Here is a 15,599-nt window from a genome sequence, read left to right on the forward strand (position 1 = left end):
CTTGTCAAAATAAAATTTGTAGAATTTATCACTTTTTAGATTAAAAACACTTGTAAGATAGGCTTTAGGGCATATTTTCAGTGAAATTTTATCTTTGCTGCGACACGTTTTCGTTGTGTTCTATCAGCGTTTTTGAAAATTTATGCTTTTTCGTCTTTTTGTCGCGCACAAAGTATAAAAACTCCGTCTTAGCGGGGTTTATCGCGGCTTTTATGGCGTTTATGGAGACCGTGCAGATCGGCGTAGGCGGCAAGCCATCGTTTAAGTAGGTGTTAAACTCGCTCATATCGGTCTTTATGCGCTCAGGAGTCACCGCATCGTGCGAATAAACGCCGTAGTTTAGCGTCCCGTCCATTTGCAGTCTCATGCCTTTATCCAGGCGGTTATAGACGACCGAGGCGACAAGGGGCATCTCGTCGTTGTTTGCGGCTTCTTTTTGTATGACCGAGGCGATGGTCAAAATTTTATACCATTTTTTTTCGTTGTATTCGCCAAAAATTTTATTGCTTAGCTCGGACTGCGCCTTTTTTGAGGAATTTACCAGATAATACGCCAAATGCCGCTCGCTTATGCCGATCGGGATTTTATAGGTATTTGGCACTAAAAATCCATCCGGCAGCGGTGCTAACGCGTTATACTCGGCATTTAGTTTTTTAGCGTCCAGCTTTAGCTCGTTTGCGATCTGGTTTAAAAAAATGATCGTCGTCTCGCCCGGTATGAGCGTAATCTCTTGCAGTGCGGCCTTTGCCTTTGTGAGCTTGTATAAAAAATCGATCCTGCTAAGATGCGTGCTTTGCATGTTTATCCAGCCCGACTGCGGAGAGCCGATGAAAGAAAGTGCGTATTTGTCGATCTTGCTTAGATTAAAGTTGCGATTAGCTAAATAAGATATAATCTCGCCGACGCCTCCTTTAGGGATAAAGACGACTTCGCTCGTGCTTATCGGGCGAGCCAAATACGCAAAAACGCTTAGGAAAAATATGAAAACGATATCGAAAAAGATGGCTAGATACGGCTTTTTTATAAAATTTTTTATCATACTTTTTATTTCTTTCATCATACTCTTAAAATACGGCATCAAGGTCGGCAACTTCGAGCTTGGCGGCGTAAATTTGGATCAATTATACATAAAACTAGATAAAAAATTGATTGTGCGGGCGCAAAACATAAAGATACCAAGTATCAAAAAAGAGGAGCAAAAAGACTCGAGCGACTATCTGCTTAGCATTACCGACAGCGCCGTTTGGCTGGATAGGCTCTTTGAGGAAATTTCACTAAATAACGTTCAAATCGGCGATACTAAAATCAAAATTTTATATAAAGACGATATCTTTTTCGTAGATAGCCCGTATTTTGGCATCGACGTTAGATTTAGCAAAGAGAGTCAAAACGGCGTGGATACCTTCAGTGTGCAAAATTTAGCGCTCAAAGACTTCAACGTCACGATAAACGGTAGCGGCAGCGCGGACATCAAGCATAAAAGATACGCCTTCGTCGGCGACTTCGTCTCGCACGAGCTAAGCGGCAAGATAGAGATAGCTCTAGCAAATCAGATCGTAAGATACCGCGCCCTTAACATCAAGGCCGATTCACTCAAAAATTTCATCGCCGCACTCGATGAGAAATTCGATCTAAGCGACGATGTCAAAAACTGGATATATGGCTATATAATCGCGCAAGAATACACGGTAAACGAGATGAACGGCAAATTTGACCTTAAAAACGAAAATTTTTATCTAAACGACCTAAACGCGACCGCGGTCGCTAAAAACCTCAAAGTAAAATTTGAAAAAACACTCGATGCAGTCGATGTCGAGCAGGCAAACATCACGCTAAAAGACGGCAAGCTTTATTTTGACCTCATAAATCCCGTGTATCAAAAGCGCCAGCTAAACGGCTCTGATCTAGTGATCTACAATATCTTTGACGAAAAAACAGCCGGCCTTAGCCTAAATATCAAAACCAGATCCTTGTATGACGGCGTGATAAACGATATCCTAAAAGCCTATGGCATCAGGATCCCGATAAATCAAACCGCCGGTAAAATGGACGCGGATCTGAATTTAGATATAAAATTTGACACCTCGCAGGTCATCGCAAACGGCGAATTTAAGCCCACCGACGCGACTATCGACATAGCCGGAGCGAAATTTAAGAGTAAAAGCGCAGACGTGAAGCTCATAAACAGCGACCGTCTAAGCATCGTAGCAAAGGACTTTGGCATGGACTTTTTCAAGGCTGACGCGCGCACGATGTTAGATTTAAACACCAGCACGGGCTACATAAAAGGAGTGATCAAGGAGCTTGCTCTAAATGGCGGCGGTGAGGATATCTTGGCGCTAAAAGACAAAGAGCTTGACGCGCAGCTTGACTTTAGCGGTAAAGAAACGAAGCTAAAGCTCGTAAATTTCGGCATTGATATGAGCTTTGGCGATGAAAACGCCATAAGCGCTCAAAACGGCGACGAGCTTTTGAAATATTCGCCTCTTTTACAAAGTGTGGGCGTAAAAAATCTCGCGAATTTAAACGTAAAAACCAAGGATTTTGAAAATTTAGACATCGAGGCTAAAGGAGTGAAATTTGATCTGCCGTTTTACAAAAAAGACGGCAGTAGATATGATAGTGACGACTTTACGATAAAAGTCGGCAAAAACGCTGTCAGCGGACTCACAGCCAGCGGCAGTGCTCGCTTTATCGCTCAAAACAAAGACGTCAATATCACGACGAACGATCTAAATTTAAGAGTGGATACGAACTCGACCGACGAGACGAAAGAGCAAAATTTCACTCTAAATTTATACGCCAAAAACGCGGACATCGTCATCGCCGACATCAACAAGACCTTGCCTTTCGTAAATTTCAGTGCGACGAAAAAAGACTCTAGCATATCGCTAAACGGACTGCCAAAGCAAGGCAGAGTCGGGCTCTTTAAAGGCAAAAAGAGCCTAAACCTCGATGCTACGGACATTTCAGGCGAATTCGTAAATCAACTTTTTGGCATACAAAGCTTTGAAGGCGGGAAATTCAGGCTAAAGATCGTGGGCTCTAGCAGCAAGGAATTTAAGGGCGAGGCGAGATTTTACGGTACGCACCTTAGGGATTATATATTTTATCAAAGGCTTTTGAGCTTCTTAAACTCGATCCCGTCGCTACTGAGCCTAAAGACGCCCGATTTTAACGATAAGGGCTTTACGATAGAAAACGGCAAAATTTTGTTTAAAAAAAACGGCTCCGTTATAAATTTCCTAGCCATTGAGCTTGTCGGAAGTAGCGCTGATATCGGCGGGCGCGGCACGATCGATCTGGACACCAAAAAGATAAATATCGATCTGGAGCTTAAAATCTTAAAAGACGCAAGCAGCATAATCGATAAGATCCCGCTCGTAAATCAAATAATCCTAGGCAAGGATCGTAGCCTCTCGACCGTCATCGCCATCCGCGGAACGACCGATAAACCAGAATATTCGACGCAAGTGCTCCAAGACACCCTGCTCTCGCCGCTAAAGCTGATAAGAAACGTCTTACAAGCGCCGTTTTTGATATTCGAGTAAATTTAAAGGATATCTCATGAAAATTTCAAGTCTCATCATAGCAGTCGCACTTTTGTTCGTCGGCTGCTCCACGAAGCTCACGGAGGCAAATTTTAAACCTCAAAAAACAACGATCTGGCGCAACTACGAGATAGATCGTATCCAAACGGCAAAGGTAGGCGAAGCGATGATAGAAGTCGCCAAAGAGAAGCAAGAGGCCGAGTACACCGGCTATATGAAACCAAGCAAGGATTTTACCTTTAATGGCAATCTTAAATTCAAATCAAGCGCGAATTTCAAGGTATTGGGCTTTTATAAAGGCTACATGGCTATCCATCATCCAAGCCTAAAAGACGTCGCATTTTTAGTGGATACTGATGGCAAGCTGCAAAATAAGGTCATAAGGTATTCAAGCGACGGCGAATTCGTCGAGGTGCTTTGGAGCTACGAGTACGAGCCAAAAGATATGATCATGCAAGCTCAGCTCATAGACGAGTCAGACCGCATCGTCTCGGTCCGCTCGATCATCTACGACGGAATGAACGACAAGTCGCTACTTTTCATCGATAGATACTCGTATTATGAGGATAGTCCGTCGTTTCAAAATCTAAAAATCGTGCATGACAAAAGGCGCAAACAGATGAAAATAGGAGATTATCTGATCGATATCTTATCTTTTGATAATGACAAGATCGAATACAGAGTCATCGAAGACTAAAAGATCTATCTCATCTCAAGCTTCATGAGATACATATCCTCACCGTCAAGCACTCTTAAATTTTGGCTTTTGCATTTTGGACAGGTGAAGTCGTTTTCTTTCAGCTCCCCGTCAAATCCGCACTCTTCGCACTTTACCACGATGCCTTGCAGATTTATCACGAGCTGGGCGTTTTCGCAGATAGTGCCATTTTTATAGACGTCAAAGGCGCTTTGCAGATAGTGAGGCTCGACTCCGCTTAGCCGCCCTACCTTTATCTCGAGCCTTAGCACCTCTTTGGCATTTTGTTTGGCGGCGTTTTGCTCGCATAAAGTGACTAAATTTTGAACTATACTAAGCTCGTGCATCAGCAGATCCTAGGCAAGAGCTCGCCCTTTGGTGGCTCGAGAAACCTGCGCGACTTATAGGCGTTTTCAATGACGACGCGAGAATTTTGCTCGCTCAAGACCTCGCCGATGATAGCGGCGTTTTCGTCAAATTCTCTTAAAATTTCAAGCGCCTTATCAGCCTGCGCTTCATCTACCGCCAGCACGAAAGTCCCCTCGTTTGCAAGCTCGTAAGGCTCAAAGCCAAAAAGCTCGCAGATGCCGGTGACCTCGTCGCTCACCCTTATCTTTTCCTCAAAGACCAAGATGTCAGATCTAGTAAATTTCGCCCACTCGTTTAGCACCGCGCTAAGCCCGCCGCGTGTAGCATCGCGCATACATTGAGGCTTCACACCCTCTTTTAAGAGCTTTAAGACGACGCCTTTTAAGCTCTTGCAGTCGCTAGTCAAATTTGAGCTAAGCTCGAATTCTTCTCTATTTGCAAGCACTACACCGCCATGTCTGCCGATGTCGCCCGAGAGTAAAATTTTAGCGCCTGGTTTTAGATTTTTGAGCTCCACGCCCTCGCAAACTATCTCACCTATACCGGCCGTGTTTATGAAAATTTTATCGCATTTACCCTTTGGCACGACCTTCGTATCACCACAAACGACCTTTACGTCAGCCTCTTTACAAACCTTTGCCAGCGAGCTTAAAACGGTCTCAAGCTCTGAGATCTCAAGCCCCTCTTCGATGATCAAAGAGCAGCTTAGATACTTTGCGCTGGCCGCTACCATCGCCAGGTCGTTTATCGTGCCGCAGGCTGCGATCTTGCCTATGTCGCCGCCTGAAAAAAATATCGGCGTGACGACGAAGCTGTCCGAGCTAAAGGCTGTTTTGCCGTTTAAATTCAGTATCGCCGAGTCGTTGCTGTCGCGTAAAATTTCATTATCGAAGATATTAAATATCGTTTCATTTATGAGAGAATTCATCTCTTCGCCGCCACCGCCGTGGCTGAGCATTATTTTTTTCAAATTTTATCCTTTAGCCCACTCTTGCGTATTTAAAATATGCCGCGCATGCGCCCTCGCTAGAGACCATGCACGAGCCTATCGGGTTTTGCGGTGTGCAGGCTCTGCCAAAGACCTTACACTCCGGCGGTTTGGCTTGGCCGCGCAAAATTTTGCCGCAGATGCAGGCTTTGCTCTCGTTAGCGCTTCTCACATCGCAGTCAAACTGCTCTCTGGCGTCGATATTTGCAAATTCTGGCTTTAGCTTCATGCCGCTTTTTGCTATCATACCCAGTCCGCGCCACTCAAAATCGCATGGCTCAAAATAGCGCGCTATGAGCTCTTTTGCCTTTAAATTCCCCTCTTTTCGCACGGCACGCGCGTATTCGTTATAGACTTCAAAGGTGCCTGCGTTTTGCTGATCGACTAAATTTAGCACGCTGGCCATTATGTCAAGCGGTTCAAAGCCGCTTATAGCGATAGGCCGCTTGAATTCATTCGCCAGATCCTCATAAATAGCGCTTCCTGTTATCACGCTGACGTGACTAGGGCCCAAAAATGCGTCTATCTTTACGTTTTCATCGCTCATTATCGCTCGCACGGGAGCCGGCACAGTCACGTGGTTGATATGAAAATATAAATTTTTGATGCCAAGTTCTAGCGTTTTTTGCACTAAATTTGCGCTCATGGGCGTCGTGGTCTCAAAGCCGATCGCAAAAAATATGACCTTTTTGTCTTCGTTTTGCTGAGCGATCTTTATGCAATCAAGCGGACTATAAAGCGCTCTGATGTCGTGTCCTTCGCCGCGAAGCTTTTGCAAGCTGGTAGCAGAGCCCGGTACGCGTAGCATGTCAGCTAGCGTGCAAAATATCACGCCCGGCATCGCGGCTAGTTTACAGGCCTCATCTATGCGTGTTTTTGGCATCACGCAGACAGGACAACCCGGTCCGTGGATGAAATTTATATGCTCTCCCACAAGCTGCGATAGGCCAAATTTCATAATGGAGTGCGTATGACCGCCGCAAATTTCCATTATATTTAGCGGCTTTTTGCTACGCTGGATTATGAGCTTTGAGAGGCTTAAAATGAGCTCTTTATCGCGAAAATCGTTAATTAGATCCACGCAGATCCTTTAGCCCCATATCGCCCTCATTCTCGTCTATGACGCCGTTTTTCATATCCTCGGCTATCTGACGGTAGGCCTCTAAGCTATCAAGCGCAAACGCCGTGTCGATCTTTTGCATCGCGTATCCGACGTGGATGAGCACGTATTCGCCTACACTGACGGGCTCACTGATGAGATCCAAGCTGACGCGTCTTTGCACGCCTAGAGTCTCGACTAGAGCGACATTATCGGCATCTATTTCTATTACTTTTGATGGGATCGACAGGCACATTATCTTAGCTCTTTTTTAAATTTCAGATAGTTTATCCACTGCTGCACGCCCTCGCCCGTCTTGCTGTCGATCGTGAAAATATCTACCTTTGGGTTTAGCTTCCTGGCGTCATTTTTCACGCGCTCGACATCAAAGTCAAAATGAGGAGCGAGCGAAATTTTAGTTATCAAAACGACGTCCGCCGCACGAAACATGACAGGATATTTGCTAACCTTGTCATCGCCCTCCGGCACAGAGAGCAAGACCGCGTTAAAATGCGAACCCACATCGTAGCTGGCTGGACAGACTAAATTTCCGACATTTTCGATAAAGACGACATCAAGCTCGTTTAAAGGCAGATGATGAAGCCCTTCATGCACCATGAAAGCGTCTAAATGGCAAGTCTGACCGGTGCTTATCTGATAGGCGCTAGCTCCGGCCTTTACGATACGGTCGGCATCTTGGTTGGTCTCCAGATCGCCCTCGACGACTCCGATCTTAAAGTCTGAGCCTTTTATGGTCGATTCTAAAAGCGTGGTCTTGCCGGCACCCGGACTACTCATCAAATTTACGCATAAAATTTTAAGCTCGTCTAAATGAGCTCTGTTGTGAGCCGCTTCGGCGTCGTTTGCAGATAAAATTTTTTCTATCACGTCTATCGTTTTGCTCTCGTTTAGCACCGGATGAGCATGCTCATGCTGATGATCGTGCTTGTCTTGCTCGTGAGAGGCTAAATTTTCATGTGAATGCTCATGCGTATGCGTCGTACCGTCAGCGTGAGTGTGGGCATGGCTGTGATGCTCGTGAGAATGATCGTCTCTTTCGTGAGGGACTGCCGCATCATGCGTATGAGCATGAGAGTGTGTCACTCCGTCTTTATGTGTGTGTTCGTGGGCGTGGTTACCCATAGAACAACCGCAATCTTTACACATTTTTCTTCCTTCTTTCTAAATTTGTCTAAATTCTAACTCTTAAATATTAAATAAAGCTTAGGTTTAAAATTTAATATAAAATTTGCCCTTAGGCACTATATCTTTGACGCGAGCCTTGCCGTTATCCATCACGGCTAAAACGGCATACGCTCCGCTATCTCTTATATCCTTTTCCATTTGTATGGCTTTTTGAGGCGGCATGAAAAACGCCTCGATGCCAAATTTTGCTCCTTCATAATCCATCGAGCCTACTATAAAAACACCATCTTTTGGTCGTTCAAAGCTATATCCGTCGCTTTGATACGTCCCGTTTTCATCGGGCTTTAGACTAACGTAAATTTTGTCTTTGCCTATGCTTTGGTTTTCATCGACCTCTTCGTCATAAGCTCCGTGAAATATAGGCAAATTCCTGGTAAAATCATACTGCAAGCTCACGTAGTTTCCGCGTAAAAGATCGCGCGGGTCGTATAAACTGACATCCACACGTATATCTTTGCCAAAATAAAGCGGAGCATACGCATTTGCCAGCATCGCCAGCAAGGCTAAAATTTGAAAGATCACGGCCGAAAGTATGAGCTTGGCTCTCATTTAGCCCTCCTTTTTCGAGACATCACGAGCACGGTCACGGCAAATGCCATAAACAATAAACTAGCTCCGATATAGTCTCCTATCAGATCGATATATCTGACGATAGCGACACAAAATATCACTATAAGGCCAAAATTCAGATAATTTTGCTTGATGAGCACGATGCCTGCCAACACGCTTATGAACGAAAATATCGCCTTTGAATAATCGCTGAAATTTTCGATCAAGATCGGTAGGAAAAACAGCCCCACGCAAAGAAGTAACGAGTAATACCTCCTAAATTTAGCAAATATCAATGCACAAATCACGATAAATGCGGCTGCTACGTAGCCAAATATCGTCTTATAAAATGCGACCGACTCCATATCCGTCTGAAAAAGAAGGAGGTCAAGATCATAAAACGTCATCGACACGAGCAACACCGCGACTCCGCAAGTGATAGACGTCGTTTTTAGATACTCGGCGATATGAAATTTGCCAAAATTTTCCACCACAAGCGCAGCCGACGCGCACAGCATACAATATGAGAGCGCAAAAAATACGATGCTTCTTATAAATATGCTATCTAGCAGCTCTACGGGTGTAGCTCGCAAGATGGCAAACACCAAATATACGAAAACGCTGATAAAAATAAGCCCTGTGAGTATCCTCGAGCTATCGCGCCAAAGCACGTAGCAGCTGATGGCGACAAATATCAAAAAGCCGTGCATCACAAGGCCAAATCCTGCCTCCATGATAAACCAAAAAAGCGCTATGGCAAGGCTTTGAGCGATCAGGATCGATCTGCCTACGGCAAAGGATAGCGCAAAAGAGCCCACCGCCCAAAGTAGCACGCCATCAGCCATATGTTCGCCCAAATGATAGATCTGAGCTATCAAGGCTATCGCCGCTCCGTAGCAAAAATTCCCAAGTAAAAATAACGCCGTGGCGCTATTTTCTTTGCCCTTTTTAAGCGTGAAAAAGCCGCCTAAATTTACAAGAGCGAGCACGAAAAGAACGATCAAGAGCCTACCAAAACGCGGTATCTCCTCCCAGTTAGCTCCGATAAGCGTAAAAAACGCAAGCGAAAAAAACAGATACGCTACGAGCTTAAGTATAAAGTTCGTGACGTCATGCGTGCTGTTTAAATTTATATTGTAAAGAGAGGCTATCTTTTGCGCAGTCTGGGTGTCTATGATGCCTTTATCACGCCATTTCACGATCTCATCAGAGAGGAAATCTTTATTAAAAGGATTCATTTTACGCCTTCACTTTGATCTTTTCTTTTTTCACGCTTGCTATATAAAGCACGATATAGCCAAGCACTCCTGATATCACAGAGGCTATCAGGACCGAGAGCTTGTCGGCGTAGGCGAATTTATCGGTATCATTGTAAGAGAGAGAATTTATAAAAAGGCTCATCGTAAAGCCGATGCCGGTTAGTATGCAAAGCCCGTAAAACGATATCCAGCAGGAGTATTTGGGCAGCTTCGCAAAGCCAAGCTTTATCGCGACAAAGCAAAAGCCAAAGACGCCTATTTGCTTGCCTAAAAATAGTCCCAAGATCACGCCCAGCGAGACAGGATGCGCCAGCTGTTCCAGTCCTATGCCCTTAAGCGAAATGCCCGCATTTACAAAAGCAAAGACTGGCAAAACGAAATAAGTAATATAGCCGTGCAGATCGTGCTCTATCTCTTTTAAGAGCGATTTATCGCTATTTTTGCACTTTAGCGGTATGAAAAATGCGGATATGACGCCAGCTAGCGTAGCATGGACGCCGGATTTTAGCACGCTTATCCATAAAATGATGCCAAGTATGAGATAAAAGGATTTTTTATTGACATTTAGTAAATTTAGCGCTAAGAGTCCCAGCATGACGATAGCCGCCACGCCAAATGACATAAACGAAAGATCGCCGCTATAAAATATCGCCATTATGAGGATCGCGCACACATCGTCGATGATAGCTAGCGTAACGAGGAAAATTTTAAGACTAGCAGGCACTCTAGCGCCAAGTATCATTATGATGCCAAGTGCGAACGCCGTATCGGTCGCAGTAGGTATCGCCCAGCCTCTTGTGGCAAAGCTGTCTGCGTGGTTGAATAAATAAAATATGAACGCGGGCACGACGATGCCGCCTATCGCACCGACAGCCGGAAGCACGACTTGAGCGGGGTTACGAAGCTCACCCTCTAAAATTTCACGCTTCAGCTCAAGCCCTAAAACAAAGAAAAATATCGCCATCAGCCCGTCATTGACCCATAAAATGAGCGGCTTTTGGAGCAAAAACTCGCCAAATTTAAAGCCCATGTCGATATGTAAAAAAGAGTTGTAAAATTCGCTAAAAAAGCCGTTTTGAAGCACCATAGCAATGACGGCTGCAGCGATCAAAAATATACCGCCGCTAGCCTCACTGACAAGAAATTTTTTAAAATTCTCGCTACACATAAACCGCCTTGCCCGTTAGAATTTAGGCACGGCGGCTTTAGTGAGCTTTGCGAATTTCACGCCCTTTAGCCCTGCTATCCTGTCTGAGAAATGCTCTATCTTTGCAGCCTCTCCGCGCAAAGTGATGGTCTCCAGACAGTTATGGTGGTCGACATGGACGTGATTCGTGCAGATGATAGTGACATCAGCGTCATGCTCGATATCCATCATTTTATTGATGAGATCGTTTTGATGATGCACGTAAATGAGCGTAAGAACGCCAATCAGCTCCTCTTTAGCGTCTTTCCAGCTGTCATTCACGATCTTTTCTCGGATGAGATCACGCGTAAATTCACTCCTTGAGGCGTAACCTTGTTCACCCACCTTTTTGTCGAGCTCGTCAAGCAACTGCGACGGTAAAGAAACGCTGAAACGTATGATGTTGTCCATTTTACCCTTCCTTTGTGATTGATAAAATAAAAGTTAAACAAATTATAGGCAAACACTCTTAAAAGGAGCATAAATAATAATACAATTGACCCAAGCTAACGCCCGAGTCGTTGCTGCAAAATTTTTTATTTAGATAAAATTCCACCCCGTCGCGCCTGAAATTTCGCACGATCTTTCTTAGAAGCGTAGCGTTTTGAAACACGCCACCGGAGAGTAAAACGGGTAAATTTTGCCCTTTTGCTATCTCGCAGACGATGTTTGCCAGTGCATTTATAAAGGCTGTTGCAGCGAGCCTTGGCTCATCTTTTAGCGCGCCTTTAATGGCCTCTTTGAAATTTATCGCGCCGTCTTGCAGGCTAAATTTATAAGAAACGTCCAAATTTTCATCATAAAGCGCCTCCAGCCTCATGCCGCTCTCGCCCTCGTAGCCAGACTCGCTCATTGATAAAACGATGCTCGCAAATGCGTCGAATATCCGTCCCAGCGAGCTCGTTTGAGGCGAGTTTATACCCTTTTGCGCGATGATTTTTAGATTATTCAAGCTCTTTTTATCGTGGCTTTTCAGGAAATTTTCCGCCTGCGCTTCTAAGCCGTATTTTAAAATGATCGAGTATGCGATCTGCCAGATGTGCTTTATGCTGCTCTCGCCACCTATCAATGCAAACTCATCAAAATGATATATCCGCTCAAAACCTCGCGCGTCCACTATCATGACCTCGCCGCCCCAGATCTCGCCGCTTGGCGCGTAGCCGGTGCCATCAAAGCAAAATCCTAAAAATTTGCGCTCTCTTGGCAGGTCGTTTTCAAACATGACAGAAAGCAGATGCGCGTAGTGATGCTGCACGCAAATAGGCGTGAAGCCCTGCTCTTTGGCCCATTTGACGTTTAAAAAATGTGGGTGCATATCGGCTATGATGGCGTCAAATTTAAGCTCGTATGTCGAGACGAAAAGCTTTAAAATGGCCTCGAATCGCTCAAAAACGGCGATGTTTTTTAGATCGCCTATGTAAGGACTCAACATCACTTCGCCGTCTTTATAGATCGCAAACTGATCCTTTAGCTCCGCGCCAAGGGCTAAAAACGTCCCTTTTTGACTGAATTTCGAGCGGAAAAATTTTGGATTTAGCCCGCGGCTAGTGCGTATAAAGATAGGCTCGTCGTCTACTACAAAGGCGATGCTATCATCGCTTGGCGAGTATATCTCGCGGTCATGGTCGAGGTAATAATCAAATACGCCCCCAAGCTTATCTAGTAGCTGCTTTTCATCATATATCACCACTTCGCCGGAGACGTTTGCGCTGGTGGCTACGATGTCGTGGTTTAGATACTCAAAGAGCAAGAGATGTATGCCGCTAAAGGCCAGCATGACGCCTACTTTGTTCAAATTTGGCGCTACGCTGGGAGCAAGCGGCGAATTTTTAGCACTTTGCAGCAAAACGATCGGCTTTAAATTTGAGCTTAGAAGCTTTGCCTGTGCGTCTGAAATGTGCGCCAAATTTCGTGCGCTTTGTAAATTTTTACTCATTATGGCAAACGGCTTGCTCGGGCGATTTTTGCGTTTTCGTAGTAAATTTACGGCATTTTCGTCGTGTGCGTCACAGACTAGATGAAAGCCGCCAAGCCCTTTGACAGCCAGAATTTTATCCTCGTTTATGAGCTTTGCCGCCTGCTTTGCCGCCTCATCATCTTTGCTTAAAATTTTGCCCGTTTTATCTTTTAGCATGAGTGCGGGCCCGCAGTTTGGGCAAGATACGGGCTGAGCGTGATAGCGGCGGTTTAAGGGGTCTTTGTATTCGCCCTCGCAAAATCCGCACATTTTAAATTTACTCATCGTCGTATTTGGTCTGTCGTATGGCAAGCTTTTTATGATGGAAAACCTCGGTCCGCAGTTGGTGCAGTTTATGAAAGCGTAGTGATATCGCGGGTTTGCAGGGTCGTAAAACTCCCTCTCACAGTCGGCACATAGGGCAAAGTCGGGCAGGATAGGCGCTTGTTTTTTTGCGCTTTTAGAGGAGATTATTTTAAAATCGCTAAATTCCAGCTTGCTCTCAAATCTTTTAAGCTCGTCTATGCGCGCTAGCTCGGGCAGCTCGCCAAACAAGGCTTTTTCAAATTTTGCTATATCCGAGGTCTCGCCAAAAAGGCACAGCTTCACGCCCTCATCGTCGTTATAAACCTCTCCAAAAAGCCCGAATCTAAGCGCTAGGTTATAAACGAACGGACGAAAGCCTACGCCCTGAACGAGTCCTGAAATTTCATATCTATACGAAGACTTCAATACCAAATCCAATGTCAAATTTTGTTTTTATATTTGGATTTAGATGTTTTTTTATGAGGTTGCTAGCGGTTTTGCACTCAAAGAGCGAGCCGCCAAGCAGCACGTTTTGCACGCCAAACTCATCTCTAAGCTCGAACGAAAAATCGCTCAAAAAATAAGCCATCGACTCGATGTAGCCAAAGCTTATGTTGCGCTCTCCCGCACCCGCTAGATAAAAGCTCATGCCGCTTTTTATAAATTTCACCGCGTCAAATTCAAGCTTGCTTTTCATCTTGCAGTCTATGCGCACGCCCTTTGCGCCGTTAAAGTCCATCGCATTTGCGAGCAAAATTTCACCGCTTTTCAAAAAATCATCGCTAAAGCCAAATATCCTGCCGGCAACGCATAGAAGCGAGAAAAAGCTCTCGCGCCCAGGTATGTCGCCCTCCGGCAAGCCGTAAGCCAAACGATAGCTCTCAAGCAGCTTAGCTCCGCCCTCATCTTTTGAAATTTCACTATAAATCTCGCTGAAATTTGAAAATTTAGGCACGAAAAGCACGCTTGTCTTATCGTTTTTACGCGCTAAGTTTATCTTATCGTCACTAAATTTACAAAGCGATATCTCTAAATTTAGACCGCCATCGCCTAAAATTTCGCTATCAGCCATTTTAAAATACGAAAAATCGTTAAGCGCGACGGAGGAATTTTCAAGCTGCACTAGCTTTAAAAGCGGCTCTTTTTGTTTTAAAATTTTAACCCCCAGGAAATTCACCCCTAGCTGCGAAAGCTTCATACCAAGCGCATAAATAAAGAGGTCTTTCGCCGCTTTGACGTCAAAAAAGCTTGGTGTTTGCGGGTGATTTTGCCTGTAAATAGAATTCGTCTTTAGGCTGATGATAGGCTTTTCAAAGCTAGCCAGCGTGATCTGCGACCTCTCGTCAGCTACGAAAATCTTTCGCAGCGCTTTTAAATTTGTGGGTATGGCAAAGTGGATATCTTTAAAATTTTCAAACGCTTTAAGCTCGTATTCGCAGCTTTTATCCTTTAAATTTAGCCTTTGACCGCCTTTGATCTTAGATACGCACTCCTCTAAAAGAGCGCTGAAATTTTTAGAATTTACGCTTTGATCACTCACGCAAATATCGCTCAAAACGCTAAATTCATTTTCGCAAGGCTCTAAATCTCGCAGGAATTTTTCTATCTGAGAAGGTGTTATATTATTTAGGCTTAAATTTTGCGTATTTTGGCTACCTGCGGGCAGATCTTTAGCCGCAAGGACCTTACTCTCTTTTACAAAAACGCTAAAGGGCAAATTTTTAGCCAGATGATCGGCAAACGAGCCCAGCTCGCCCTCCTCGCCCGAAACGAAAAGCGTGATATTTTCGCCGTTTTGCTCTATGGCATGAGGTAAATTTCGGGCGAGATTTTGCAGTAAAAAGGATAAAATTTCGCCGTTTTTTAGGCACTCAAAATGAAAAGCGAGTGTCATTTGAGCCCTTTTGTAGCGTAACGATCCGCGATCTCTTGCAGGCTAAATTCCGCCACCTTTTCATGGCAAAAACCGATCGAGCCAAGATAATTTAAAAGCGTATCTTCGGCTATCTTAGCGCCATTTATGATCTCATTTGAGAGCTCAAAGCCGGTTGGCTCGACGCGCTTTGGCACGATGCCTAAAATTTTACAGCTCGGACGATCTCCCGCCATATCCATAAGATGAAGGGTCTGAAGCATCTCTATCTCATGCGCCGAGCCGTCCCAGCGCACGAAATTCGGCACATTTTCAAAATCAAAAAAGAAAACGTCGCCAACCTTGGCGTCATCGGCACTGATGCAATCGACCACGATCAAGTGATCGAACTCGGCGATGATAGGCGTGAGTGCAAGAGCCAGCGTGCCGCCGTCTATAAATTTAAGCTCGTTTGCTCCGCTAAATTTATAGTTGCCCTCGATCATCTTTACAAAATGCACGCCCACGCCCTCGTCGGCAAACATCACATTACCGATACCAAGAACGAGCACTCTCATAT

General features: G+C 44.8%; 15 protein-coding genes. 2 read left to right on the top strand and 13 right to left on the bottom strand.

The genetic code is table 11. The features are described 5' to 3' along the window. Window positions 1-88: 88 nt before the first annotated feature. The gene (gene mltG / locus CCVT_RS04955; RefSeq protein WP_018136315.1) at window positions 89-1,039 is read right to left on the bottom strand and encodes an endolytic transglycosylase MltG; all 951 of its coding nucleotides are present in this window, start codon (window positions 1,037-1,039) and stop codon (window positions 89-91) included. Here mltG and CCVT_RS04960 point away from each other — a divergent pair. Together CCVT_RS04960 and CCVT_RS04965 are read left to right on the top strand one after the other, a co-directional pair. After that, window positions 981-3,551 carry a YhdP family protein gene (locus CCVT_RS04960; RefSeq protein ID WP_018136316.1) on the top strand — a complete coding sequence of 857 codons (2,571 nt, stop codon included), beginning with the start codon at window positions 981-983 and terminating at the stop codon, window positions 3,549-3,551. The genes mltG and CCVT_RS04960 overlap by 59 nt on opposite strands. A gap of 16 nt (window positions 3,552-3,567) precedes the next feature. Beyond that, the gene (locus tag CCVT_RS04965) at window positions 3,568-4,248 is read left to right on the top strand and encodes a hypothetical protein (protein ID WP_018136317.1); all 681 of its coding nucleotides are present in this window, start codon (window positions 3,568-3,570) and stop codon (window positions 4,246-4,248) included. A 5-nt stretch (window positions 4,249-4,253) separates the two neighbouring features. Here the strand turns inward: CCVT_RS04965 and hypA are convergent, their stop codons facing one another. The 12 genes from hypA to CCVT_RS05025 form a co-directional block, all read right to left on the bottom strand. Beyond that, on the bottom strand, window positions 4,254-4,595 hold the full coding sequence (gene hypA, locus CCVT_RS04970; RefSeq protein ID WP_018136318.1) for a hydrogenase maturation nickel metallochaperone HypA: 342 nt from the start codon (window positions 4,593-4,595) through the stop codon (window positions 4,254-4,256). Next, complete coding sequence (gene hypE / locus CCVT_RS04975) at window positions 4,595-5,587, bottom strand: hydrogenase expression/formation protein HypE (protein WP_018136319.1); 993 nt, start codon at window positions 5,585-5,587, stop codon at window positions 4,595-4,597. The genes hypA and hypE overlap by 1 nt, the downstream gene beginning before the upstream one ends. A gap of 10 nt (window positions 5,588-5,597) precedes the next feature. Beyond that, window positions 5,598-6,686 carry a hydrogenase formation protein HypD gene (hypD, locus tag CCVT_RS04980; protein WP_018136320.1) on the bottom strand — a complete coding sequence of 363 codons (1,089 nt, stop codon included), beginning with the start codon at window positions 6,684-6,686 and terminating at the stop codon, window positions 5,598-5,600. Continuing rightward, entirely contained in the window at window positions 6,673-6,960 is a 288-nt protein-coding gene (locus CCVT_RS04985) for a HypC/HybG/HupF family hydrogenase formation chaperone (protein ID WP_018136321.1), read from the bottom strand. The genes hypD and CCVT_RS04985 overlap by 14 nt, the downstream gene beginning before the upstream one ends. Beyond that, on the bottom strand, window positions 6,960-7,871 hold the full coding sequence (gene hypB / locus CCVT_RS04990) for a hydrogenase nickel incorporation protein HypB (RefSeq protein WP_026175447.1): 912 nt from the start codon (window positions 7,869-7,871) through the stop codon (window positions 6,960-6,962). Before hypB ends, CCVT_RS04985 begins: the two co-directional genes overlap by 1 nt. Window positions 7,872-7,934: 63 nt before the next feature. Beyond that, window positions 7,935-8,459, bottom strand: a complete 525-nt coding sequence (locus tag CCVT_RS04995) for a GDYXXLXY domain-containing protein (RefSeq protein ID WP_018136323.1) — start codon at window positions 8,457-8,459, stop codon at window positions 7,935-7,937. Continuing rightward, complete coding sequence (locus CCVT_RS05000; RefSeq protein WP_018136324.1) at window positions 8,456-9,697, bottom strand: DUF2157 domain-containing protein; 1,242 nt, start codon at window positions 9,695-9,697, stop codon at window positions 8,456-8,458. Before CCVT_RS05000 ends, CCVT_RS04995 begins: the two co-directional genes overlap by 4 nt. Window position 9,698: 1 nt before the next feature. Next, the gene (gene nhaA / locus CCVT_RS05005; RefSeq protein ID WP_026175449.1) at window positions 9,699-10,886 is read right to left on the bottom strand and encodes a Na+/H+ antiporter NhaA; all 1,188 of its coding nucleotides are present in this window, start codon (window positions 10,884-10,886) and stop codon (window positions 9,699-9,701) included. 15 nt (window positions 10,887-10,901) lie between these two features. Continuing rightward, on the bottom strand, window positions 10,902-11,315 hold the full coding sequence (nikR, locus tag CCVT_RS05010; protein ID WP_009651460.1) for a nickel-responsive transcriptional regulator NikR: 414 nt from the start codon (window positions 11,313-11,315) through the stop codon (window positions 10,902-10,904). Between the two features lie 58 nt (window positions 11,316-11,373). After that, a complete protein-coding gene (hypF, locus tag CCVT_RS05015; RefSeq protein ID WP_018136325.1) occupies window positions 11,374-13,593 on the bottom strand; it encodes a carbamoyltransferase HypF in 2,220 nt (739 codons plus the stop codon). Then, window positions 13,577-15,061 (bottom strand): hypothetical protein, encoded by a 1,485-nt coding sequence (locus tag CCVT_RS05020; protein ID WP_018136326.1) that lies wholly within the window; start codon window positions 15,059-15,061, stop codon window positions 13,577-13,579. Before CCVT_RS05020 ends, hypF begins: the two co-directional genes overlap by 17 nt. Further along, window positions 15,058-15,597, bottom strand: a complete 540-nt coding sequence (locus CCVT_RS05025) for a HyaD/HybD family hydrogenase maturation endopeptidase (protein ID WP_018136327.1) — start codon at window positions 15,595-15,597, stop codon at window positions 15,058-15,060. The genes CCVT_RS05020 and CCVT_RS05025 overlap by 4 nt, the downstream gene beginning before the upstream one ends. Window positions 15,598-15,599 lie beyond the last annotated feature (2 nt).

The organism is Campylobacter curvus (genome assembly GCF_013372125.1).
In the GTDB taxonomy this organism is placed as follows: Bacteria; Campylobacterota; Campylobacteria; order Campylobacterales; family Campylobacteraceae; genus Campylobacter_A; species Campylobacter_A curvus.